General features: G+C 63.8%; 22 protein-coding genes. 9 read left to right on the top strand and 13 right to left on the bottom strand.

Annotated features, from left to right (window positions below; translation table 11 throughout):
* Positions 1–12: 12 nt before the first annotated feature.
* The gene (gene purC / locus QCM77_RS16925) at positions 13–780 is read right to left on the bottom strand and encodes a phosphoribosylaminoimidazolesuccinocarboxamide synthase (protein WP_008974302.1); all 768 of its coding nucleotides are present in this window, start codon (positions 778–780) and stop codon (positions 13–15) included.
* A 307-nt stretch (positions 781–1,087) separates the two neighbouring features.
* On the opposite strand from purC, the gene QCM77_RS16920 reads away from it, so the two are divergent.
* Together QCM77_RS16920 and purB are read left to right on the top strand one after the other, a co-directional pair.
* A complete protein-coding gene (locus QCM77_RS16920) occupies positions 1,088–1,411 on the top strand; it encodes a DUF1476 domain-containing protein (RefSeq protein ID WP_279660691.1) in 324 nt (107 codons plus the stop codon).
* 92 nt (positions 1,412–1,503) lie between these two features.
* On the top strand, positions 1,504–2,934 hold the full coding sequence (gene purB, locus QCM77_RS16915; RefSeq protein WP_279660690.1) for an adenylosuccinate lyase: 1,431 nt from the start codon (positions 1,504–1,506) through the stop codon (positions 2,932–2,934).
* A 33-nt stretch (positions 2,935–2,967) separates the two neighbouring features.
* Here purB and cynS read toward each other — a convergent pair whose 3' ends face one another.
* The 4 genes from cynS to QCM77_RS16895 form a co-directional block, all read right to left on the bottom strand.
* Complete coding sequence (gene cynS / locus QCM77_RS16910; protein ID WP_279660689.1) at positions 2,968–3,456, bottom strand: cyanase; 489 nt, start codon at positions 3,454–3,456, stop codon at positions 2,968–2,970.
* A 74-nt stretch (positions 3,457–3,530) separates the two neighbouring features.
* The gene (locus tag QCM77_RS16905; RefSeq protein WP_279660688.1) at positions 3,531–4,454 is read right to left on the bottom strand and encodes an ABC transporter ATP-binding protein; all 924 of its coding nucleotides are present in this window, start codon (positions 4,452–4,454) and stop codon (positions 3,531–3,533) included.
* Positions 4,455–4,459: 5 nt separating this feature from the next.
* Positions 4,460–5,299, bottom strand: a complete 840-nt coding sequence (gene ntrB / locus QCM77_RS16900) for a nitrate ABC transporter permease (protein ID WP_279684264.1) — start codon at positions 5,297–5,299, stop codon at positions 4,460–4,462.
* A 166-nt stretch (positions 5,300–5,465) separates the two neighbouring features.
* Positions 5,466–6,845, bottom strand: coding sequence for a CmpA/NrtA family ABC transporter substrate-binding protein (locus QCM77_RS16895; protein WP_279684263.1), 1,380 nt, complete (start codon positions 6,843–6,845; stop codon positions 5,466–5,468).
* A 161-nt stretch (positions 6,846–7,006) separates the two neighbouring features.
* Between QCM77_RS16895 and QCM77_RS16890 the strand changes: the two genes are divergently transcribed.
* Entirely contained in the window at positions 7,007–8,941 is a 1,935-nt protein-coding gene (locus QCM77_RS16890) for a sigma 54-interacting transcriptional regulator (RefSeq protein ID WP_279660685.1), read from the top strand.
* Positions 8,942–8,988: 47 nt separating this feature from the next.
* Here QCM77_RS16890 and QCM77_RS16885 read toward each other — a convergent pair whose 3' ends face one another.
* The 3 genes from QCM77_RS16885 to QCM77_RS16875 all read right to left on the bottom strand — a co-directional run bounded on the left by QCM77_RS16885 (position 8,989) and on the right by QCM77_RS16875 (position 11,646).
* On the bottom strand, positions 8,989–9,867 hold the full coding sequence (locus QCM77_RS16885) for a sulfurtransferase (RefSeq protein ID WP_279684262.1): 879 nt from the start codon (positions 9,865–9,867) through the stop codon (positions 8,989–8,991).
* Positions 9,868–9,932: 65 nt separating this feature from the next.
* Positions 9,933–11,066, bottom strand: coding sequence for an acyl-CoA dehydrogenase family protein (locus tag QCM77_RS16880; protein WP_279660683.1), 1,134 nt, complete (start codon positions 11,064–11,066; stop codon positions 9,933–9,935).
* Between the two features lie 37 nt (positions 11,067–11,103).
* Positions 11,104–11,646, bottom strand: a complete 543-nt coding sequence (locus QCM77_RS16875; protein ID WP_279660682.1) for an OsmC family protein — start codon at positions 11,644–11,646, stop codon at positions 11,104–11,106.
* Positions 11,647–11,909: 263 nt separating this feature from the next.
* Between QCM77_RS16875 and QCM77_RS16870 the strand changes: the two genes are divergently transcribed.
* Positions 11,910–12,584, top strand: coding sequence for a TetR/AcrR family transcriptional regulator (locus QCM77_RS16870; protein ID WP_279660681.1), 675 nt, complete (start codon positions 11,910–11,912; stop codon positions 12,582–12,584).
* A gap of 78 nt (positions 12,585–12,662) precedes the next feature.
* On the opposite strand, the gene QCM77_RS16865 is transcribed toward QCM77_RS16870, so the two are convergent.
* The gene (locus QCM77_RS16865) at positions 12,663–14,231 is read right to left on the bottom strand and encodes a bifunctional AfsR/SARP family transcriptional regulator/alpha/beta hydrolase (protein WP_279660680.1); all 1,569 of its coding nucleotides are present in this window, start codon (positions 14,229–14,231) and stop codon (positions 12,663–12,665) included.
* 148 nt (positions 14,232–14,379) lie between these two features.
* On the opposite strand from QCM77_RS16865, the gene mddA reads away from it, so the two are divergent.
* From mddA to QCM77_RS16850, 3 genes are read left to right on the top strand one after another with little or no spacing between them, the layout of a single operon-like run.
* A complete protein-coding gene (mddA, locus tag QCM77_RS16860; protein WP_279660679.1) occupies positions 14,380–15,129 on the top strand; it encodes a methanethiol S-methyltransferase in 750 nt (249 codons plus the stop codon).
* Positions 15,126–16,103 carry an NADPH:quinone oxidoreductase family protein gene (locus QCM77_RS16855; protein ID WP_279660678.1) on the top strand — a complete coding sequence of 326 codons (978 nt, stop codon included), beginning with the start codon at positions 15,126–15,128 and terminating at the stop codon, positions 16,101–16,103. The genes mddA and QCM77_RS16855 overlap by 4 nt, the downstream gene beginning before the upstream one ends.
* A gap of 24 nt (positions 16,104–16,127) precedes the next feature.
* Positions 16,128–16,883, top strand: a complete 756-nt coding sequence (locus QCM77_RS16850) for a PaaI family thioesterase (RefSeq protein ID WP_279660677.1) — start codon at positions 16,128–16,130, stop codon at positions 16,881–16,883.
* Between the two features lie 179 nt (positions 16,884–17,062).
* Here the strand turns inward: QCM77_RS16850 and QCM77_RS16845 are convergent, their stop codons facing one another.
* The 3 genes from QCM77_RS16845 to QCM77_RS16835 form a co-directional block, all read right to left on the bottom strand.
* Positions 17,063–17,353, bottom strand: a complete 291-nt coding sequence (locus tag QCM77_RS16845; RefSeq protein ID WP_511329312.1) for a DUF7684 family protein — start codon at positions 17,351–17,353, stop codon at positions 17,063–17,065.
* Complete coding sequence (locus QCM77_RS16840) at positions 17,350–17,661, bottom strand: 1-deoxy-D-xylulose-5-phosphate synthase (RefSeq protein ID WP_279660676.1); 312 nt, start codon at positions 17,659–17,661, stop codon at positions 17,350–17,352. The genes QCM77_RS16845 and QCM77_RS16840 overlap by 4 nt, the downstream gene beginning before the upstream one ends.
* Positions 17,662–18,121: 460 nt before the next feature.
* On the bottom strand, positions 18,122–19,330 hold the full coding sequence (locus QCM77_RS16835; RefSeq protein ID WP_279660675.1) for a TrmJ/YjtD family RNA methyltransferase: 1,209 nt from the start codon (positions 19,328–19,330) through the stop codon (positions 18,122–18,124).
* A gap of 347 nt (positions 19,331–19,677) precedes the next feature.
* Here QCM77_RS16835 and QCM77_RS16830 point away from each other — a divergent pair, with 347 nt between their 5' ends.
* On the top strand, positions 19,678–20,892 hold the full coding sequence (locus tag QCM77_RS16830; protein WP_279660674.1) for an NADP-dependent isocitrate dehydrogenase: 1,215 nt from the start codon (positions 19,678–19,680) through the stop codon (positions 20,890–20,892).
* 94 nt (positions 20,893–20,986) lie between these two features.
* A complete protein-coding gene (locus QCM77_RS16825; RefSeq protein ID WP_279660673.1) occupies positions 20,987–21,481 on the top strand; it encodes a DUF3455 domain-containing protein in 495 nt (164 codons plus the stop codon).
* Positions 21,482–21,485: 4 nt separating this feature from the next.
* On the opposite strand, the gene QCM77_RS16820 is transcribed toward QCM77_RS16825, so the two are convergent.
* A complete protein-coding gene (locus QCM77_RS16820; RefSeq protein ID WP_279660672.1) occupies positions 21,486–22,712 on the bottom strand; it encodes a cyclic nucleotide-gated ion channel in 1,227 nt (408 codons plus the stop codon).
* Position 22,713: the final 1 nt, after the last annotated feature.

Here is a 22,713-nt window from a genome sequence, read left to right as displayed (position 1 = left end):
GTCAAATCCCTCTTAGCTCTTGACCAGCACCGGGCCGGAGCCCGCCGGACGCTCGTTCTCCATGAGGATGCCGAGGCGCTTGGCGACTTCGGTATAGGCCTCGAGCAGCCCGCCGAGATCCCTGCGGAAGCGATCCTTGTCGAGCTTCTCGTTCGACTTGATGTCCCACAGACGGCAGGAGTCCGGGGAGATCTCGTCGGCGACGATGATCCGCATCATCTCGTTCTCGAACAGCCGGCCGCACTCCATCTTGAAGTCGACGAGGCGGATGCCGATGCCGAGGAAGAGGCCGGTGAGGAAGTCGTTGACACGGATGGCGAGCGCCATGATGTCGTCGATCTCCTGCGGCGTCGCCCAGCCGAACGCGGTGATGTGCTCTTCCGACACCATGGGGTCGTTGAGCTGGTCGTTCTTGTAGTAGAATTCGATGATCGAACGGGGCAGCTGCGTGCCCTCCTCGATGCCGAGGCGCTGCGACAGCGAGCCGGCGGCGACATTCCGCACCACCACTTCCAGCGGCACGATCTCGACTTCGCGAATCAACTGCTCGCGCATGTTGAGGCGGCGGATGAAATGGGTCGGCACCCCGATGTCGTTGAGGTGCTGAAACAGGTACTCCGAGATCCGGTTGTTGAGGACACCCTTGCCCTCGATCACCTGATGCTTTTTCGCGTTGAACGCGGTGGCGTCATCCTTGAAGTGCTGGATCAGGGTACCGGGCTCCGGGCCTTCGTAAAGAACCTTTGCCTTGCCTTCATAAATGCGACGCCGCCGGCTCATGGGGATGTACCGTGTTTTGTTGAAATCCATGTATCTGGTGTGCTCCGGTTGACGAGACTACGACCCACAGCGGAGCTGCCGTGAACGGCCTGGAACCCGTGAAAACAGAACGGGAACCCAACCTTAGGCAACCTATCCGATTGGCTGTCCCAGCACAATCGATCCAGCCGTCCGGCATCAAACTTATACCGCCTTGCCTGCGGCTTAACGGCTCGTTGTTTTGCCGATTCGTGCCCCCTATCTAGGCATGCACCGGGGCTCTCGCAACGAGGCCGCCGGGTCCAGTCAGCAGGGAATTGGAAAAGGCATGAGCACGTTGGACAAGCGCGAGGAAGGTTTCGAGAAGAAATTTGCCCTCGACGAGGAGCAGAAATTCAAGGCGGACGCCCGCCGCAACCGGCTGCTCGGCCTGTGGGCGGCCGAAAAGCTCGGCATCACCGGCGATGCCGCCACCGCCTACGCCAAGGAGGTCGTCGCGGCCGATTTCGAGGAGGCCGGCGACGGTGACGTCCTGCGCAAGGTCGCGGCCGATTTCGCCGCCAAGAACGTCGCCATCGCCGAACAGGCGATTCGCGCCAAGATGAGCGAGCTGATCGCGGTGGCGGCGGCCGAGGTGAAGGCGGGGAAATAAGCGAAAAGGAGCGGCGGATGGCCACCGAAATCCCATTCGCCGCTGCTCTCTCGGGCTTGCGGCCAGCCCCCCGGCAATGCGAATAGGGCGGAATGCCCCAAGATCACATTCCCAACGTCCTCGCCGAACGCTATGCCTCGCCCGCCATACGCGCCATCTGGAGCGGCGAAGGCAAGGTTCGCCTCGAACGCGACTACTGGATCGCCGTGCTGAAAGCTCAGCGTGATCTCGGTATTCCGGTGCCGGATGGTGTGATCGAAAGCTACGAGCGCGTGAAGGACCAGATCAACCTGGACTCCATCATGCAGCGTGAGCGCGTCACCCGCCACGACGTGAAGGCCCGCATCGAGGAGTTTTGCGATCTTGCCGGCCATGAGCACCTTCACAAGGGCATGACCAGCCGCGACCTCACCGAGAACGTGGAGCAACTGCAGGTCTACCGCGGACTGCAGCTTATCGAGACCAAGAGCATCGCCGCGCTGATTCGTTTTGCGAAGCACGCAAGACAATTGCGCGATATCCCGTTCACCGCGCGCACGCACAACGTGGCCGCGCAGGTCACGACGCTCGGCAAGCGCATCGCCATGTTCGGTGAAGAGATGCTGCTGGCGCATCAGAGCCTGGTCAATGTGCTGCAAACCTATCCCGCGCGCGGCTTGAAGGGCGCAGTGGGCACGCGGCTCGATCAGATCACCCTGTTCAATGGCGATGCCGGCAAGGCACGCGCGCTCGAACAGCGCATTCTCGTCCACCTTGGCTTGCCAAAGAGCTTCGATGCCGTTGGCCAGGTGTATCCGCGCAGCCTCGACTTCCGCGCGGTCAGCGTGCTTACCGAGCTCGCCAGCGGTCCCGGCAATTTCGCCAAAACCATCCGCCTCATGGCAGGCCATGAGCTCGCCAGCGAAGGTTTTGCGAAAGGCCAAGTTGGTTCATCCGCCATGCCGCACAAGATGAACAGCCGCTCCTGCGAGCGCATCAATGGCCTGCATGTCGTGTTGAAGGGCTACCTCGCCATGGCCGCAGGCCTCGCCGGCGATCAGTGGAACGAGGGTGACGTCTCCTGCTCCGTCGTCCGCCGCGTGATGCTGCCCGACGCCTTCCTCGCCATGGACGGCCTGCTCGAAACCCTGCTGTCCGTGCTCGACCAGATGGAAGTGTTCGAAGCCGTCGTCGCGACCGAGCTCAACCGTTACCTGCCCTTCCTGCTGACCACCACGGTCATGATGGAAGCGGTGAAGAAGGGCGCCGGCCGTGAAGGCGCGCACGAGGCGATCAAGGAGCACGCCGTCGCGGCGATTCGCGACCTGCGCACCGGCAAGATCGTGCAGAACGATCTGCTCCAGCGCCTCGCCGCCGACCAGCGTCTCGGCTTGAGCGACGCCGAACTGCAGCGCTTGCTCGATCACGGTCGCGCCAATTCAGGCGACGCCGGCGCTCAGGTCGATTACTTCGCCGAGCAGGTCGATGCTCTCGCCCGGGCCAAGCCTGAAGCGGCCAGCTACACGCCCGGCGCGATCCTGTGATGTCGAGGCGCGCCCGAACCGCGCGACCTCCTCTCACTCTTCCTTGAATCCATACTCCGGCACATTGCCGCTGGCGCCGTAATATTTATACGGCAGGAATTTGCCGCTCATGGTGAACTTGACGCGGTCGCCCTTCGGGTTGGCGACGCGCTCGATCGCCATGTCGAAGTCGATCGCCGACATGATGCCGTCGCCGAATTCCTCCTCGATCAGGGCCTTCCACGCGGGGCCGTTCACCATCACCATCTCGTAGAAGCGATAGATCAACGGATCGGTCGGCGGCATCGGCGTGCCGGTGCCGCGCATCGGCACCTCGTTGAGCATCGCGGTCTCCGCCTTCGACAGGCCGAACAGCTCACCGGCGTTCGCGGCTTGCGGCTTGGTCAATTTCATCTGGCCGAGGATCGCACCTGTTATCAGCACCTCGGAATAACCGCCGATCTGCTCGCAGATATATTTCCAGCTCCAGCCCTTCTCGCGCTTGATGTCGAGCAGCTTCTCGGTGAGGTCTTCGCGTTTCATGACAGGGTCTCCCTTCAAAAGCATGATCCGGAAAAGTGTGAAGCGGTTTTCCGTAGATCATGCGTCTACAAAAATCAGGCACTCAAGCCGGGACTGGTTCCGGGTATCCAGGCCTGTCGTTGCTCGTCGCTCCCGGACGCGATCGTCAGTCCGGGCTTGCCGATATGCACCACCGGCACATTGCGCGGATCGTGACCGGGGGTCTCGGCCGCGAAAGTCTTGCTGCGCGTCACCAGGAAATCAATGATGTGGTTGCGCAGCGCGTAGTACAGCGGATGGCGGTGCAGGTCGGTGCGGCCGCGATCCCTCGGCAGCGGGTTCTCGACCACTTCCGCCAGCACCGCGCCGGGACCGTTGGTCATCAGGAAGATCTTGTCGGCGAGATAGATCGCCTCGTCGACGTCATGGGTGATCATGAACGCGGTCTGCCCGGTCTCCAGACAGATGCGCCGCACCTCGTCCTGCAGCGTGCCGCGCGTCAGCGCGTCGAGTGCCGAGAACGGCTCGTCCATCAGCATCATCTTTGGCGTGATCGACAATGCACGCGCAATGCCAACGCGCTGCTTCATTCCGCCGGAGAGCTCGGAAGGTCGCTTGTGTTCGGAACCCGTCAAGCCCACGAGATCAATAAAAGTCTGCGCATGCGCCTTCACCTTGGCGCGATCCCAGCTTCGCCATTTCGAGCTCACGGCGTAGGCAACGTTGCCAAGCACAGTGCGCCAGGGGAGCAGCGCGTGGCTCTGAAAGATCACGGCGCGGTCCAGGCTGGTGCCTGAAATGGCCTGCCCGTCGACGATCACCGCGCCCTCGCTCGGCGCATCGAGGCCGGCGAGAATGTTGAGCACCGTGGTTTTGCCGCAACCGGAATGGCCGATCACGCAGCAGAACTCGCCGCGCGCCATCGACAGCCACAGATTCTCGAACACCGTCGTCGTCGCTCCGCCGGCGCCCGGGTAGCGCTTTGCGATGCCTTCGATGGAGATGAATTTTTCGCCCACGGCCTCTACTCCGGAAACGTGACCATGCGCGTGAAGCGCGCGAGGATCTGGTCGAGCAGCATACCGACGATCCCGATCAGGAGGATCGCGATGATCACGTTGGTGATCGACAAATTGTTCCACTCGTTCCAGACGAAGTAGCCGATGCCGGTGCCGCCGACGAGCATTTCTGCCGCGACGATCACGAGCCAGGCGATGCCGATCGAGATGCGCATGCCGGTCAAGATCGTCGGCGCCGCCGCCGGCAGGATCACGGTGAAGGCGCGCCGGAAAGTGCCGACTTCGAGCGTTCGCGCGACGTTGATCCATTCCTTGCGTACGCTCGCGACCCCGAACACGGTGTTGAGCAGCATCGGCCAGATCGAGCAGATGAAGATGACGAAGATCGCGGAGATCGAGGAATCCTTGATGGTGTAGAGCGCGAGCGGCATCCACGCCAGCGGCGAGATCGGCTTCAGCACCTGGATGAAGGGATCGAGCGCCTTGCTGAGCAGCGGCGACGTGCCGATCAGGAAGCCGAGCGGGATGGCGACGAGCACGGCGAGCAGATAGCCGGTGCCGACGCGCGCGATGGAATAAGCGAGCTGGATGCCGAGCCCCTTGTCGTTCGGGCCGTTGTCGTAGAACGGCCGCTGCAGATGCTCCCAGAGTTTTGCGCCGACATCGAACGGCCCGGGCATGGCAGATTTGCCCTGCGTCGCGGTCAGGCCCATCAGCTTGGCGTATTCCGGGCTCATCGTCGCCACCGGTGCCGTCGAGCGCACGGCCAGATGCCAGATGCCGAGGAACGCGACGAGCAGCACGATCGAGACGAGGCCGGCGCGAAGGCGGAGGGAGGTACTCATCTCCCTCTCCCCGTTCTTACGGGGAGAGGGTTGGGGTGAGGGGCATGCTTCCGCATATTCGGTGAGCGACGAACTCGCGGAGAGTCCCCCTCACCCGGATTGCAACTAACGATGCAATCCGACCTCTCCCCGCAAGCGGGGCGAGGTGAAAAGAGAGCGGCGCCCTTCACGACGCCTTCCTGATCTTGAAACTCGCCAGGTAATCCTCCGGCTTGGCCGGATCGAAATTCCTGCCCATCACGGCGAACGATTTGTAGCTGCCGGCTGGCGGCGTCAGGCCCATCTCGGTCATCAGCTTCCTGGTGTCGGTCGCGAGATACACCTGCTCGGCGACCGCCTTGTAGTCGACGTCGCCCTTGATCTGGCCCCAGCGCTTCATCTGCGTCAGCATCCACACGGCGAAGGACTGCCAGGGGAACGGATCGAAATCGACACGCTTGGCATCGGTCTTCACGCCGCCGAGGCCGTCGGCATAGGTGCCGGTCAGGACCTGCTCCAGCACCGTCACCGGCGCGTTGATGTAATTGGCCGGCGCGATGGCTTCCGCAATCTGCTTGCGGTTCTCCGCCTTAGACGCATAGGCGGTGGCATCGACGATCGCGCGGGTCAGCGCTGCAAAACTGTTCGGCGCGGTCGTGATGAACTCGCGGCTGGCGGCGAAGCTGCAGCAGGGATGGCCGTCCCAGATCTCCTTGGACAGCAGGTGCATGAAGCCGACGCCGTCATAGATCGCGCGCTGGCAGATGTTGTCGGGCGCGAGGAAGCCGTCGATGTTGTCGGCGCGCAAGTTCGCGACCATTTCCGGCGGCGGCACCGAGCGGAGCTGCACGTCGGTGTCAGGATCGAGCCCGTGCTCGGCGAGATAATAGCGCAGCAGATAATTGTGCATGGAATAGTCGAACGGGATGGCGAATTTCAGGCCCTTCCAGTCCTTCGGATCGCGCTTGTCCTTGTGCTTGGTCGCCAGCACGATGCCCTGCCCGTTGATGTTCTCGATCGCAGGGACAGCAAAGGGAATGGCGTTGGCCCCCAAGCCAAGCGAGATCGCGATCGGCATCGGCGCCAGCATGTGCGCGGCGTCGTATTCCTTGTTGATGGTCTTGTCGCGGATCACGGCCCAGCCGGCCGTCTTGACCACTTCGACGTTGAGCCCGTGCTTGGCATAGAAGCCGAGGGGAGCGGCCATGATGATCGGCGTGGCGCAGGTGATCGGGATGAAGCCGACCTTGAGGTCCTTTTTCTCCGGCGTGCCGGTTTGCGCAAAGACTTCGGTCGCCGTCTGAAGCGGGAAGAACTGCGACAGCGCGGCGAGCGCCGTCGAGGCACCCACCGATTTCAGGAAGGCGCGCCGCGCCGCGTCCTGCGGAAACATCGCACGCATGACGGCGGAAGCGACAACGCTCTCGTAGCGCTTCTCCTCGCTCTCGACGGGATCGCAGCGCAATGCCGTGGCTTGCTCATGCTCCGCGGCGGTTTGGTGCTGGCCACAGGCACAGCCGGCTCGAAGCTTGCGATCGGGATCAAACGGATTGTCGAACGTGGACATCGGACCTCCTGCGCGCCATTGCGAGGAAGGATTACGCAAGGAGCATGCCACCCCCTGAGGGAGCGGCCAGTGCCTTGATGACGCAGCACTTTCGCTCGCGCTTGGCCATTACGAAAACTCGTGATAAACGAAATCTCGTAGTTCAATTACGAGATTTCGGAATGGCCACGACGCCAATGCATGTCCTGGACGATATCGCCGAGTCCATCGATCCGCGCATCGCGGCCTTCGAATCCTCGGTCGAAGCGACGCTGCTGGTCGATCCCTATGGCGACCAGATCGTTGATGCCAATCCCGCCGCCTGCACCCTGCTTGGCTACGACCGTACGCTGTTGCGGCAGACCAGGGCCAGCACGCTACACGCCGGCGAGCTTCCCGCGCTCACCGTGTTCACGCAGGCCGTGCTGCACAAGGGCGCCTATTGGACCACGGCGCTCAACCCGCGCCATGCCACCGGGCAAAATCTCCGGCTCGAATATGCGGGCTGCGTCCTGCCCCATGACGGGCGCACGCTGGTCCAGCTCACCCTCACCGATCTCGAAACCCGCCGCCGCCGCAATGTCGATGCCGCCGCCGAAGACCATATGCGCAGCGGCATCTCGACATGGCAGCGGGTCGAGCGCGTGTTCCAGGACATCGAGCGCGAGAACCAGTTGATCCTGCGCGCCGCCGGCGAAGGCATCTATGGCGTCAATGCGGAGGGCAAGACCACCTTCGTGAACCCCGCCGCCGAGCGGATGCTGGGCTGGACCGCCGAGGAGCTGGTCGGCAAGGAAATCCATCCCATCGTGCACCACACCCACCATGATGGGCGGCACTATCACAACCATGACTGCCCGATTTACGCGGCGTTCCGCGACGGCGCGGTGCACCAGGTCGACGGCGAGGTGTTCTGGCGCAAGGACGGCTCGCCGGCCTGGGTCGAATACACCTCCACCCCGATCCGCGACCGCGGCGTGGTGGTCGGCGCGGTCGTCGTGTTTCGCGACGTCAGCCAGCGGCGCGAGGCCGACGAGAAGCTGCACGCCGCGCTCACCGAGGTCGATCGCCTGCGCGAGCGGCTCGAGCTCGAAAACGCCTACCTCCAGGAAGAAATCCGCATCGAGACCAATCCGCGCGGCATCATCGGTGGAAGCGAGGCGATCCAGAAGACGCTGCGCCAGGTCAAGCTGGTGGCGCCGACCACCGCGGCGGTGATGATCACCGGGGAATCCGGCACCGGCAAGGAGCTGATCGCGCGCGCCATCCACGAGGATTCCACCCGCAGCGACCGGCCGCTGATCCGCGTCAATTGCGCCGCGATCCCGCGCGAACTGTTCGAGAGCGAGTTCTTCGGCCACGTCCGCGGCGCCTTCACGGGTGCGACGCGCGACCGCATCGGCCGGTTCGAGCTCGCCGACGGCGGCACGCTGTTTCTGGATGAGGTCGGCGAAATCCCACTCGAATTGCAGGGTAAGCTGCTGCGCGTGCTCCAGGAAGGTAATTTCGAGCGGGTCGGCCAGGAACGCACGCGCGCGGTCGACGTCCGCGTCATCGCTGCGACCAATCGCGATTTGAAGCAGGAAGTGCAGCGCGGGCGTTTTCGCCAGGACCTCTATTTCCGCCTCAACGTGTTCCCGATCGAGACGGTGCCGCTGCGCGAACGACGGGAGGACATTCCGCTGCTGGCCCAGCACTTCCTGACGCGCGAGAGCAAGGCGCTGAAGTCCAATCTGCGTCTGTCGGAGGGCGATGCGCGGCGGCTGGCTCGCTACGACTGGCCCGGCAATGTCCGCGAATTGCAGAACGTGATCGAGCGCGCCGCGATCCTGTCGCAGAACGGCCGCTTGCGGATCGATCTGCCCGACCCCTCCGGCGCGCAAGCTCCGACCGGCGCGGCACGTCAGAAGGCCGATGCGAGGCCTTCGGTCATGACGTCATCAGAAATGCGCGAGCACGAGCGCGCCAACATTTTGGCCGCGCTCGAGGCCTGCACAGGGAAAGTGTTCGGTCCCGGCGGCGCGGCCGAAATACTCGACATCAAGCCGACCACGCTGGCATCGCGGATCAAGGCGCTCGGGATTGTGCCCCGTCCGCGTGCCGGCATGAGCGGTTAGCGCCGATCGGAGCCTGATCCACCGGATCAGACCCCGACGCGACGCACTCACGCCGCCTTGGTCGTGACCTCCGATGCGATCGGCAATCCCTGCTCGATCGGCAGCGACGGATCGCGCGACCATTCGTTCCAGGAGCCGAAATACATCCGCACGTCCTTCACGCCGGCGTTCTTGAGCGCCAGAAACGTGTTCGAGGCCCGCGCGCCCTTGAAGCAGTAGAGATAGACCGGCGTGGTCGGCGAGATGCCGACAGTGGCGCATTCCGCCAGAATCTCGTCCTTGGACTTGAAGCGCGGGCCTTCGGCGGTCGGCTTCATCATGCGGTACCATTCCAGCCACACCGCGCCGGGGATACGGCCCTTGCGCGGGCAAAAGTCCTTGCCGTAGGGCGACGAGCTGTCGCCGATCCACTCGTCAACGTCGCGCACGTCGAGAATGGCGACGCCCGGCTTGCCGACCGCGCCGAGCATGGTCTTGGCATCGATCAGGATCTCGCCCGCTTCAGGCACGATCGCGAACGACGCCTTCGCCGGCGCTGGCACATCCTTGGTCACCGGAAGACCCGCAGCCGCCCAGGCATCGAAGCCGCCATGCAGCACCTTCACCTTGGGATAGCCGAGCATGGCGAGCAGGTAGTAGCCGCGGCAGGACTGGCCGAAGCCGGAGTTCATCGACTGCTCGTAGATCACGGCCGTCTCCTTGCCGGAGAGGCCGGCGCCGCCAAAGGCGTCGGCGAACTTCGTCTTCAGCTCGCTGATACCTTCCGGCGTCGAAGTCGCAAGAAACGTGAATATCTCATGCACGTTCACGGCGTTGGGAAGGTGCCCGGCGCCATACGCGTCGGGGTTGCGGGTGTCGATCACGACACAGGGCTCGGTCTTCAAGAGATCGGCAAGTTCGCTGGCAGAGATCAGAACGTCCGTCATTGGCAGCCTCTCCGTTGAGGTTAGGTGGTGGACTTGGGCGGTGGACTTGGGTGGATTCGTGAAAATCAGGAATCGGCAAGCATCTTGCGCAACTGCTTGGTGGCCGGCGTGACGATCGCGACGAAATAGGCCTCGCGCAGGCGCCGCTGCGCGCGGTGGGTCTTGAGGTAGCCGCGCGCGCCACAATGCAGCATCGCCGCATGCGCCGCCGCGACGCTGGCCTCGCCGGCGCGAAGCCTGAGCGCGATCACCTTGCGCCAGTAGGTCTCCTCTTCATTGTAGGGATCGCGCGCCAGCGCCATGGTCTCGGTCTCAAGCTCCGCGGCGAGATCGCGGAAGTGCACCGGCTGTTGCGGCAGGTAGCGGTTGATATGGCCGAGGGGATTATCGACCTCGTCCATGATGTTGATGCAGTCTTTGATGAGCCCGAGCGCCATGCCGGCCTGGAGCAGGATAAAGCCGGCGCGGATCTTCTTGACGAAGGGACCGGCGGGATCGGCCAGGATCAGCTCATCCGGCACGAAGGCATCGCGGAACTGCACGCCATAGGTGCCGGTGCCGTCCATGGCGAGGAACGGCTTGCATGGCGTCAGCGTGATCGCGGGATCGGAGCAGTCGGCCAGGAACATCACAGTGCCGGGCTCGCCACTTGCGATGCCCGGCTCGTCCTCGCGCTCAAAGATGGTGCCGAAATAATGGTCGGGGCCGAGATTGGAGACCCAGGGCAGCGCGCCGCGCACGATGTAGCCGCCTTCGACCTTGCGCCCCTTCAATTTCAGCTTTTCGATGCCGAAAAAGCTCTTCATCGGGTTGGAGAGCCCGGTGCCGCCGAGCACGCGGCCGGTCGAGAACGCATCGCCAAAGCGCTTTGCCAGCTTCATGTTGGTCGAGTTGGCGGCGTACCAGACCAGCGTGTTCTGGCACCACGCCATGAAGGCGGTGCCGCCGCAGACCTCGCCGATTGCCGCCATCGCCTGGATGGCACAGCGCAGATCAGCGGGCCCTTCGTGCGGCATGTGACTGCCCCAGGCGCCGACCGCGCCGAACTTGCGCAGCACCTCGGCCGGATAGATGGTGCCGGCATCGATGCCGGCGGCGAGCGGCGCGAGCTGCTCCCGCGCGATCCGCGCCACCTCTCCTGCAATGGATGGTGCGGGCTGATCTGAAGCTTCGAGCTGCGATAAAGCCAGTGAACCCATGATCGTCTCCCGCACCTGATGTCCTGTTGCCGTCAGCTCAGATGCCGACCTCGAGATTGACCGGGCGGGTGAAGGTGTTGGCGACGGGCGACCATTGCTTCACATGGGCAACCAGCGCGTTGATTTCGTCCTGCGAGACGCCTTCGCACGCCATGTCGACCTTGACGCGCACATCCGTAAATCCAACGGGCTTGTCGGAGACGTCGCCGGTGCCCCAGACCGCGGTGATGTTGAGATCGCCCTCGAGCTCGAGCTCGAGCTTGTTGACGATCCAGCCGCGATGCACGGCGTTGGCGTGCAGGCCGACCGCGAGGCAGGAGCCGAGCGCGGCGAGCGAGGCTTCAGACGGATTGGGCGCGGTGTCGTCGCCGAGCAGACCCGGCGGCTCGTCGACGATGTAGGGCGGCAAATTGCGGATGTAGTTGGCGTGGCGGAATTTTCCTTCCGCGACCGTCTTGCACTTCAAGGTCTTGATGACCTTCGGATTGGCCTTGCCGTTGGCGATCAGTTGCTCGAGGCCATTCTTGTCGATGGGCGCGAGGCAACCCGTCAGCACTGTCTTCTGAACGACGGCAGTCATCATTTTCTCCCTGGCAGAAGTGGAAATCGGCAGGATACCGAACGGTCTGTTTCCTTGCATGGAGCGTGCCAGACCGGGCCAAAAACAAAACGCGAAGCATTGGAGCCGCTTAGGGGGACTGCCTGCGGATTGATCAGCGGCCCCTTGCTCAAAGGCGATGCAGATGGGCTTTCGCTTGCGAATCTTTTCGGCGCAGAACAGTTGCGGCTTGCTGATGCGGTGCGGCTGAGATTAAGTTGGGACTTGAGATTAAGTTGGGACTCATGGCCAAATCCTCGAACAAGTCCTCCTTGAACAAGTCGTCGAAGAAGAATTCCAATTCGCCGCATGCCGGTGCGGGTGACGACGAGTCCGCGCGCGGGCGCCTGCTCAACGCCGCGACACACCTGTTCTGCAAGAACGGAATCAACGCGACCGGCATCGATGCGATCATCGAGGAAGCCGGCACCGCGAAGACCACGCTTTACAAATTATTCGGCTCCAAGACCAATCTCGTCAACGCGGTGCTGGAGAGCGAAGGCAAGCAGTGGCGCGAATGGTTCATCGGCGCCATGGAAGAAGGCGGCGGCGACGCGCAGACGAAGCTCACGCGTATATTCCCGGCGCTGAAAAGCTGGTTTGCCGAAGAGCGCTTCTACGGCTGCCCCTTCATCAACGCGGTCGGCGAGCATGACAAGGACGCCAAGCAATTCCGCAGCATCGCGATGAAGCACAAGAAGATCGTGCTCGGCCATATCGAGAAGCTCGCCGGTGAGCTCGGATCGAACGAGCCCGTCGTGCTCGCGCACCAGCTCGGGCTGTTGATCGACGGTGCGATCGTCGCCGCGATGGTCTCGCGCGATCCGGGCGTGGCGGATACCGCGGCGCTCACGGCAGGTCCCCTGCTCAGCCAGTGGAAGGCGAAGAGGAAGCGCACTGAACAGCTCGTGGCGGTGTGATCGCGCCCATCTCGTAGCCCTCACGAGCGCAGCGACATGCGGGACGACCGATCCCGGATGTCGCTTCGCTCATCCGGGCTACAGCGCTCGCAGCCGCTCGCGCGGTAACCCATCAATGAACCGCCTGATCGCCTCGAGCACCGGCTGCTGATCGCCTGCGAAGAACCAATGATCATGGCCGTCGAGCTCGACGAATTCCGCACCACGGATCCGGCTCGCCACATCGCGGCCGGCCGCGATCCGTACGGCTTTGTCGTCCCGACGATGCAGTACCAATGTCGGCATGGCAATTTGCGGCAAAAGGTCCCGCACATCGGCATCACGAAACGCCTCGAGCACGGCAGAGATGCCGCCCGGACTGGAGGCCGCGCGCAGCAGCCCGGCCCACCAGGCGCGCGCCTGGGGATCGCCGGCAAGGCTCGGCGCGAAGGTTTCGATCCCCACAGGACCTCCCCATTGCGCGATGAGATGCTTGCTCCAGGCGTCGTACTGGCTGGCGCGCAACGCGTGCGGATAGTCCTGTGACCAGCAGCCCTTGGCCAATGCGCCGAACAGAATGAGCCCGGCGACGAGACGCGGCTCATCGACCGCAAATTTGATGCAGGCCGGCCCGCATTCGGAGGCGCCAAACAGCACAACATGGCGCGCATCCGCCGCCCGCAGCACGGTGCCGATATCCTCCGCAGTGACGTCGATACCCGGCGCCGATCCAACCCGGTCGGACAGCCCGATGCCGCGACGATCGAACACGATGAGCCGCCCCAACTTCATCAGTGAGGCCAGAAACGTCCGGCTCGCGGGATGCTCCCAGGCGCGCTCCACATGCGACACGAAGCCGGGCATGACCAGGATATCGAGCGGACCGCTGCCGTAGGTCTGATACGCCAGATGCACACCGGCGCCCTTGACGTAGCGCGTCGTCGGAACGGCGGCGAGCGACGAAGCCGCGCCGGGGTCCATGAGCGCCTCGGTCTCGGCCTCCGGCGCGACGCCAAGCTCGTCGCGCAACCGCTGCGTCAGGGCCGCGTGGTGGCGTTCTGCCGCGCTCCGGTCGCCGGCCAGCAAAAGGCTGCGCAGCAGATGCCGGCCATACACCTCACTCAACGGATCGAGCTCGACCAGGCGCCCCGCATGCACTGTGGCGGCAAAATGGTCGCCGGCGGCATTCTTGTCCTGCACGAGACGCTCCAGCGCGTGCATCAGCCGTCCCCGCAGCGCCTCGCGGCGGAAGAACGCCCAGTCGTCGAATTCGGGGCAATCGTCCAGAGCGAAGCCCGCCAGGAAGTCACCCCGATACATCAGGCAGGCTTCCTCGAAGGCGCCGCCGTTGCAGGCGCTCTCGAACTGATGCGTGTCGACCTTCAACTCGACCGCCGGAGACCATCGCACGCTGCTGCGGTCGGTCTCGAAAACCGGCTGGCCGAGCGTCAGCTCGATGCGATGAAGCAGCCGCCGCAATCGCGCACGGCCGGTCTCGGGCGACGTCTCGGGCCACAGCAGCGTGGCAATGACGTCCCGCGCGACGGCGCCCTTGGCCTCGGCGAGATAGATCAGCAGCGCAAGACCCTTGCGCAGGTTCAGCTTGATCGTGCGGTTGTCGGCATGGACCTCAGGGAACCCGAACGCTCCTAGCAAAAAGGCCGTCATGGAGATCCTCTCTCCCCTCGCGGCGTCCCCCGGGGGACGCGCAGGGGACGGTCCAGCAGTAGCAGTCGGGCAGATCGAGCCCGCTCGCCGGCGAGCAATTCAGGCTCCTGCATGCGGCACCTCTGCCGCCGGCACAATAGGAAAAAACATGTTCGCGCGTCTCCTGATCCTGCTCTACGCCATCGTGAGCTATGCCGTATTCACGGTCTCATTTCTCTATGCGCTCGGTTTCGTCGGCAATTATGTCGTGCCGAAGTCGATCGACACGTCGATTGACGTCGGCAGTCACACGAATCTAGGCGAGGCCATCGTCGTCGACTTGCTGCTGCTGGGCCTGTTTGCGATCCAGCACACCGTCATGGCGCGCCCGGCCTTCAAGCGATGGTGGGCCAAATTCCTTCCCCTCGCCTGCCAGCGCAGCACCTACGTGCTGCTCTCCAGCCTGATTTTGCTGCTGCTGTTCTGGCAATGGCGTCCGATCCCGACCCCGATCTGGCAGATCGGTGGAATCGCGGCCTGGTTGCTGATCGGCGTGCATTGGCTCGGCTGGCTGATCGCGTTCGCCTCGACCCACATGATCGACCATTTCGACCTGTTCGGCCTGCGCCAGGCTTTCGTCGCGTTCCGCGGGACCGAGATACCAGGTCAATCCTTCAGGACGCCGCTGCTTTACAAGATCGTGCGGCATCCGCTGATGCTGGGCTTTCTGCTCGCGTTCTGGGCCACGCCCGAGATGACCGCCGGCCATCTGCTGTTCGCGATCGCGAACACAGCCTACATCCTGGTCGGGCTGCAGTTCGAGGAGCGGGATCTGATCGCCGAGTTCGGCGCGACCTATCAGCAGTATCGCCGGCGCGTTCCCATGCTGGTGCCGCGCATTTTCGGAGCGCCCCGATGAAAGCGGTTCTGTGCACTTCATTCACTGGCCCTGCGGATTTGCGCGTTGGCGAAATCGACGAACCGAAGCCGGCCGGCGACGAGATTCTCATCGACGTCCATGCGGCGTCCGTGAGTTTCATGGACCAGTTGGTGGTCTCGGGCCTCTACCAGATGCGGCCGCCGACGCCCTTCGTGCCCGGCACGGAAGCTTCCGGCATCGTCGTCGCGATCGGCGACAAGGTCACGAGATTCGCGCCCGGCGACCGCGTGGCGTGCAGCGCTTGGACCGGCGGCTACGCCGAACGGATGATAGCGAAGGACTCGAAGGGCGTGCTTCTGCCTGATGGCGTCGCGTTCGAAGCCGCGGCGACGGTCCTGCACAATTACGGCACGGCCTATTATGCGCTGGTCGAGCGGGCACGGGCGCAACGCGGCGAGACCGTGTTCATCACGGGCGCCGCCGGCGGCGTTGGGCTCGCCGCAGTCGACCTCGGCCGTCATTTGGGCCTGCACGTCGTCGCCGGCGTCGGCTCCGACGACAAGGCTGCCCTGGTGCAAAGCTACGGCGCCAGCGATGTCGTCAACTATCGCAGCGAGGATCTGCGCGACCGGATCAAGTCGATCACATCAGGAGAAGGCATCGACATCGGCTTCGACAATATTGGCGGCGCGATCTTCGAGCAGATGGCCCGGCTGATGAAATGGGGCGGACGGCTGATGCCGATCGGCTTCACCAGCGGCGAAATTCCACAACTCCCGATGAACCTTCCGCTGCTGAAGAACTATTCCATCCTCGGTGTCTTCGTCGGCGCCTGGGCGGAAAAATTTTCCACCGATGCCGCGCGCATGAACGCCACGCTGATGCAATTGCTGGCCGAGCGAAAAATCCACCCGCACATCGATCGCGTCCTCCCTTTGGAGGAGGCCGGAGAGGCCATGCGCGCCGTGGCCAACCGAACGGTTCAGGGGCGAATTGTCCTCAAGATCAGGTAAAGTGCACTGGGAAGAGAGAGACCGATGAAACCGATCATCATCGACAAACGCTTTTGCGGTCCGCCAAACTCCGGGAATGGCGGCTATGTCGGCGGCCGGCTGGCCCGCCACATTCCCGGCGGCGCGGAGGTCACACTGCGCGCGCCGCCCCCGCTGGAAAAGCCGCTCGATGCGATCGCGACGGACGACGGCACATGGGAGCTTCGCGATGGCGCGAAAGTCGTGGCGACCGGGCGGCCGGCAAGTGTCGAGCTTGCGCGTCTGGAAAAAGCCAGCTTCGAGGAAGCCCGCGCCGCCGAATTGCTAACCCCGGTCAAGCCGCACGAGCATCCCCTGCCGACCTGCTTCGTCTGCGGTCCCGCAAGGGCGAAGGGCGACGGCCTGCGCATTTTCGCCGGCTCGCTCGGGCGTCCCTCGCAGAACGCCGTTCTCGCGGCAAGCTGGACGCCGGACTCAAACCTGGCCGCCGAGGACGGCCTGATCGCCCCCGAATTTCTCTGGTCGGCACTCGATTGCCCCACCGGCTTTGCCTGCAATTGCGATCAGCAGACCGGCACCTTCGACAAGACGCCGCTCCTGCTCGGACGAATGTCGGCACGGATCGAAGCCCGCCCGCGCCCCGGCGAGCGCTGCATCATCACAGCCTGGCCCACAGGCCGCGACGGCCGCAAGCGCACGGCCGACGCCGCGCTCCACGATGAAGCCGGGAAGCTGCTGGCCGCGGCCCGAACAACATGGATTGCGGTGGAGCGCGAGGTGCAACTCGGACGCACTTCGTAGGGTGGATTAGCGGAGCGTAATCCACCTCTTCAATTTCCCCGGGCACAGAAGTGGTAGGTTACGCCACGCGGACCGTGCTTCGCGCAGTGTCGTAGGGTAGGCAAAGGCGCGTAGCGCCGTGCCCGCCAACTCTGTTTCACCTCGTTGATCGAGACGTTCGCTTTGCCCACCTACGAGATCTATAAATTTACTATTTGGACAGGCTGATTTCGCTCGTCAGGCCAGCAACCGGCGAACTCCAAAACCTCTTCCACCGTCTCATTCGCGTGCGCGCTTGTCGTAACAAAGCGCGTGCCATCCGACCCATCGCCTACCACGAGTTCGTCGATGATGTCCTCTATCCTCGCGGCGCCTTCTCCGACGAGTGCAATAAGAGCAACGTTATCGCGAAGGCACTGCTCGACGAATGCATCCAATACGGACACATTCGATAGCGGCAGCTGTAGAACGACTCTTGAAGTATAGTTCATCTAATTTTTGGCGGCGTGGCGAAACCCTCTCCCCTGATCTCGCGCCAATATTCTTCCGCAACGTCGGGATCGATTTCGATTGGCGCGGAGCATTCAGGATCGAGGCGATCCCCACCATCTTTTCGTGGGCCTGAAATCCAAAACCTTTCTCCGGTTTCAACATCAAAGTAGTTTGCCTTGGAGCCGCTACCTTTCAGGCTTTGGAAAGTGCGTCCTCCATAGCTGATAGGCTTGCCCGTCTTCGAGAATGTGACGCGGCCGATCCGCGCCAGTCCATTCAGCGAACTAGATTTGTCCTCGATATACATGATGCGTGTTTTCTGCATGCTTGGACCTAACGCGCAGACGGCGTGCAAGAGACAAATCATTCTGCCCGATAAAAAAACAATCGAGAATAATTATCAAACGGGAATGCAACTCAGGGAATTTTGTCAGTTAAGCAATCGTAACCGCAATGATATTCCTTGTTGCCCCTTGGCAGACCCGTAAGGGCAAGCCGCCACTGTCCCCTCCCAAGGCAGGGCTATCGCATATGACAGCGGGAGGCCGCCGGACGCGCTCGGCCTGCATGGTTCGAGACGCCCGCTTTGGCGGGCTCCTCACCATGAGGGGCAGATCTCTCTCCGCAGAACGCGACCTCATCCTGAGGGTCCGCCGTAGGCGGGCGTCTCGAAGGATTGGCCGCCGGCAAGCTCCCCAGCCACGTTCTTCTTCATATGCGGTCGCCCTGCCTCCCGAGGGTAGAACGGACACGCCTTAAGCTACCCGCTACGAAGCGCTCGAGCCCTCCGCGATCATCCCCTCCAGCCGCACCAGCTCCGCCTCCAGATCGCGCTCGACATCCGCCGCCCGCATCTCGATCACACGATAATCGCGCGCCTCGAGCCACGTCCGCCGGCCCGCGCGGTCCGCGGCGATGGTCTCGCCCTCGCCCGGGTTGACCAGCTCGATCGCGATCCGGTGCGGGAACGAGACGAAGTCCGGGATGTGGCGGCCGACCGGAGTCTGGCGCTTGAATTGGCCTGCGAAACGGCGATCACGTGTGAGGGCCTGCCACAGCAGGCGCTCGGCGTCGGTCGGGTTGCGGCGGAGCAGGCGGGCGAGGCCGCGCACGGTCGAGCCGCTGTCGGGCACTCCGCCGCCCTGCCCGTGCTCGGCCAGCAGCGCGCGCAGCCGCGTAGCCTGCTCGCCGTCGAGCACGCCGCCCTTGGCCGAGCCCTTGCGTCCCTCGGCGATCGCCATCACCACCCCGTGCAGGGTGTGCATGTCCTGCTTGGTCGGCTCCATCCGGGTGAAGATGTTGCGCAGGTTCACCAGCATGGTGTCGCGCTTCTCGGCCGGGCGCAGGAATTCGACCCGGTCGAGCTCGCGGATGAGATTATCGAAGAAGGCCTGCATCTGGTGTTGCGAGGCGCGCTCGGAGCGCTCCGGCATGGCGTGCGGAAGTTCGCCCGAGGTTGCCCGCTTGAACCATTCGTAGCCGACCAGCAGCACGGCCTGGGCGAGGTTCAGCGAGGCAAAGCCCGGATTGACCGGAAAGGTGATGATGCGGTTGGAGAGCCCGACCTCCTCGTTGGTCAGGCCCCAGCGCTCCCGGCCGAACAGGATACCGGCCTTGCCGCCCGCCGCGACGTGCCCGGAAATCTCGGCCGCTGCGGCTTCCGGCCCCACCACCGGCTTGGCCTGATCATGGGGGCGCGCGGTGGTGGCGAACAGCAGGTCGAGATCGGCGACCGCTTCACCGACCGTGTTGAACAATTCGACCTTTTCCAAAATGTAGTCGGCGCCGGCGGCGGCGCGCTGGGCGGCGATGTTGGGCCAGCCGTCGCGCGGGTTGACGATGCGCAAGGAGCTCAGCGCAAAATTGCCCATGGCGCGCGCGGCCATGCCGATGTTTTCGCCAAGCTGCGGCTCGACCAGGATCACGATGGGACCGTCAAGGGACAGGCCGGCCTTGCTCTTGTCAGTCCCCGACATCTCGTTTCGCTTTCACACTGGTTCTAAAGGCCTTGGAGAGGCACTCTTGAGGAACTGATTCAAGGCCGGCCTTGGCTCCGTCTTGGGCCGGCTGCCCGTCCGCCTGTCGTTTGCCTGTCCTGACAAAATTCTCAAGGGAAATAACGGGTTGGATTCGACTTTTAAATCTCGCCTGAAACTTTATCCCGGCCCCGCGGCAGGGCCGCTTCCCGCCCCCCATCTGCGGAGGTTGGATGAGCTAAAAGTGCATAATCCCTTGGCTTTCGCCCGCTGCAGTCAGATGCTAAGAGGCGGCGGATATTCCCGTGGCGCGCCAAAAGCGCCGTTCCCAAGAGGCTTCCCCGATCATGGCAAAAATCAAGGTGTCCAACCCCGTCGTCGAACTCGATGGCGACGAGATGACCCGGATCATCTGGCAGTACATCAAGGACAAGCTGATCAACCCGTTCCTGGATGTCGAGCTGCAGTATTTCGACCTGGGGATGGAGTACCGCGACCACACCAACGATCAGGTGACCATCGACGCCGCCGAAGCCATCAAGAAGGTCGGCGTCGGCGTCAAGTGCGCCACCATCACCCCGGACGAGGCCCGGGTGAAGGAGTTCAACCTCAAGCAGATGTGGAAGTCGCCGAACGGCACCATCCGCAACATTCTCGGCGGCTGCATCTTCCGCGAGCCGATCATCTGCAAGAACGTGCCGCGCCTGGTTCCCGGCTGGAGCAAGCCGATCATCATCGGCCGCCACGCCTATGGCGACCAGTACCGCGCCACCGACATCAAGTTCCCGGGCAAGGGCACGCTGTCGATGAAGTTCGTCGGCGAGGACGGCACCGTGATCGAGCGGGAAGTGTTCAAGGCGCCCGGCGCCGGCGTCGCCATGGAGATGTACAATCTCGACGATTCCATCATCGACTTCGCCCGTGCCTCCTTCAACTACGGCCTGCTGCGCGGCTATCCGGTCTATCTCTCGACCAAGAACACCATCCTCAAAGTCTATGACGGCCGCTTCAAGGACATCTTCCAGGAGATCTTCGACGCCGAGTTCAAGAAGGACTTCGACGCCAAGGGCCTGACCTACGAGCACCGCCTGATCGACGACATGGTGGCCTCCGCGCTGAAATGGTCCGGCGGCTACGTCTGGGCCTGCAAGAACTACGACGGCGACGTGCAGTCCGACACGGTGGCGCAGGGCTACGGCTCGCTCGGCCTGATGACCTCGGTGCTGCTCACCCCGGACGGCAAGACGGTGGAAGCCGAGGCCGCGCACGGCACGGTGACCCGCCACTACCGCGAGCACCAGAAGGGCAAGGAGACCTCGACCAACTCGATCGCGTCGATCTTCGCCTGGACCCGCGGCCTGTCGCACCGCGCCAAGCTCGACAACAATGCCGAGCTCGCCAAGTTCGCGAACACGCTGGAGAAGGTCTGCGTCGACACCGTCGAGGAAGGCTACATGACCAAAGACCTCGCGCTCCTGGTCGGCGCCGACCAGCGCTGGCTCTCGACCACCGGCTTCCTCGACAAGGTCGCCGAGAACCTCGGGAAGGCGCTGGCGGCGTAAGCCGTCCGCAATTTCGCCCGACTGGGCCGGACATCATCACGGGTCGCGTCGCAAGCGCGGCCCGTTGTTTTTTGAGACCGTTGGAGATGCGACCATGTCGATCAAGCTTGCCGTCGCCTGCCTGCTGTTGCTCGCCGGACCGGCTGCGGCCGCGGACCCGCTCCCCGACGCCATCGCCGCCGCCGGCGAGACCATGGTGCTCAGCGTCCACGCCGAAGGCGCGCAGGTCTATGAGTGCAAGGCCGGCGCCGACGGCAAGCTCGCCTGGGCTTTCCGCGAGCCGATCGCCACGCTGCTGTCCGAGGGCAAGACGATCGGCCGGCACTATGCCGGTCCGAACTGGGAGCACGCCGACGGCAGCGCCGTCGTCGGCAAGGCCGCCGGCAACGCGCCGGGCGCGACCGCGGCCGACATTCCCTGGCTAAAGCTGGAAGTCACCTCCCGCCGCGGCAGCGGCGTCCTCACGCCCGTCACCACGGTCCAGCGCATCGACACCCATGGCGGCAAGCTCGACGGCGCCTGCGACAAGGCCGGCGAGTTCAAGAGCGCGCCCTATTCGGCCGAGTACGTCTTCCTGAAGAAGGGCTGACCGCTCAGCGGTCGGTTGCCTCTTTCTCCGCCTGCGCCAGCTCCGCCGCCGCGAGATCGCCGGTCTCTTCCAGCCGCGCTTTCGCAACTTGGTGAACGTGTGCGGCGAGCGTCGGCATGCGCGCGATCAGGGCGTGAAAATCCTGGGCGTCGAGCAGCAGCAGCCGGGTCTTGCGCGTCGCCGTCACCGTGCCGCTGCGTTTTGTCTTATGCAGCAGCGCGATCTCGCCGAAGAAGGTGCCGTCGCCAAGCCGGACCTGCTGGCTTGGCAGCGCGATCTCGACCTCGCCGGCGGTGATGAAATACATCGACGAGGCGGCGTCGCCCCGCCGCACCAGGATCTCGCCCTGCTCGATCGTGCGCGCCCGCAAAAGGCGCATGATGTCGGCGATCTCGGACGCCGAAAGATGCGAGAACAGCGGCACCCGCGCCAGCATGCCCCAGGTGACCACGAAGTCGCGCCGCTTCATCCCTTCGGCAAAAGCAGAAGAGATGATGGCGACCGGCAGCGCGATCATGGCAAAACCGCTGATGATCGCAAACACCGAGACGAACTTTCCAAGCGCCGTCACCGGCACGACGTCGCCATAGCCGACGGTGCCGAGCGTCACGATCGCCCACCACATCGCGTCCGGGATAGTGCCGAGCTTGCTGGGCTGCACATCGCGCTCGATGGCGTAGAGCAGCGAGGCGAAGGTCAGCACCACACCGAACAGGATGACGATGCAGCCGATCAGCGCCCGCCGTTCGGCATGCACGGCCGCAAGCAGCGAGCGCATTGCGGGCGAGTAGCGGATCATCTTGAAGAACGGCAGCACGCCGAGCGCGGCCAGCGTCGCGTGCCGGCCCGCAGCAAGCACGATCGCGGCAGGCAGGAACGCCAGGAGATCGATGATGCCGAGCGCGGAGAAGGCATAGCCGAGCCGGTCGGACAGTGCCGACGCCTTCCGCTGGGTATGGCCCGCCACCGTCCACAGACGCGCGGCATATTCCAGCGCGAACACGACGATGGAAAGGACAGTGATGGCCGAGAACAGCGCACCGAATTGCGCGTCCAGCTCCGGCACCGAGGCGAGGATCATCGCGACCACGTCGAGCACGATGACGCCGATGATGAGCTGGATGAAGCGCGATCCGACTGAGGAGGCCAGCGGATCGTGCTCCAGCAATTCGTACAGGCGATCCCGTAAGTTGGGATCGCGCAAGCCACGTCCTCGCGGAACGAGGCCCATG

It is taken from the genome of Bradyrhizobium nivariense (genome assembly GCF_029846695.2).
Lineage (GTDB): Bacteria > Pseudomonadota > Alphaproteobacteria > Rhizobiales > Xanthobacteraceae > Bradyrhizobium.
This window is presented reverse-complemented; position numbering and strand designations above follow the sequence as displayed.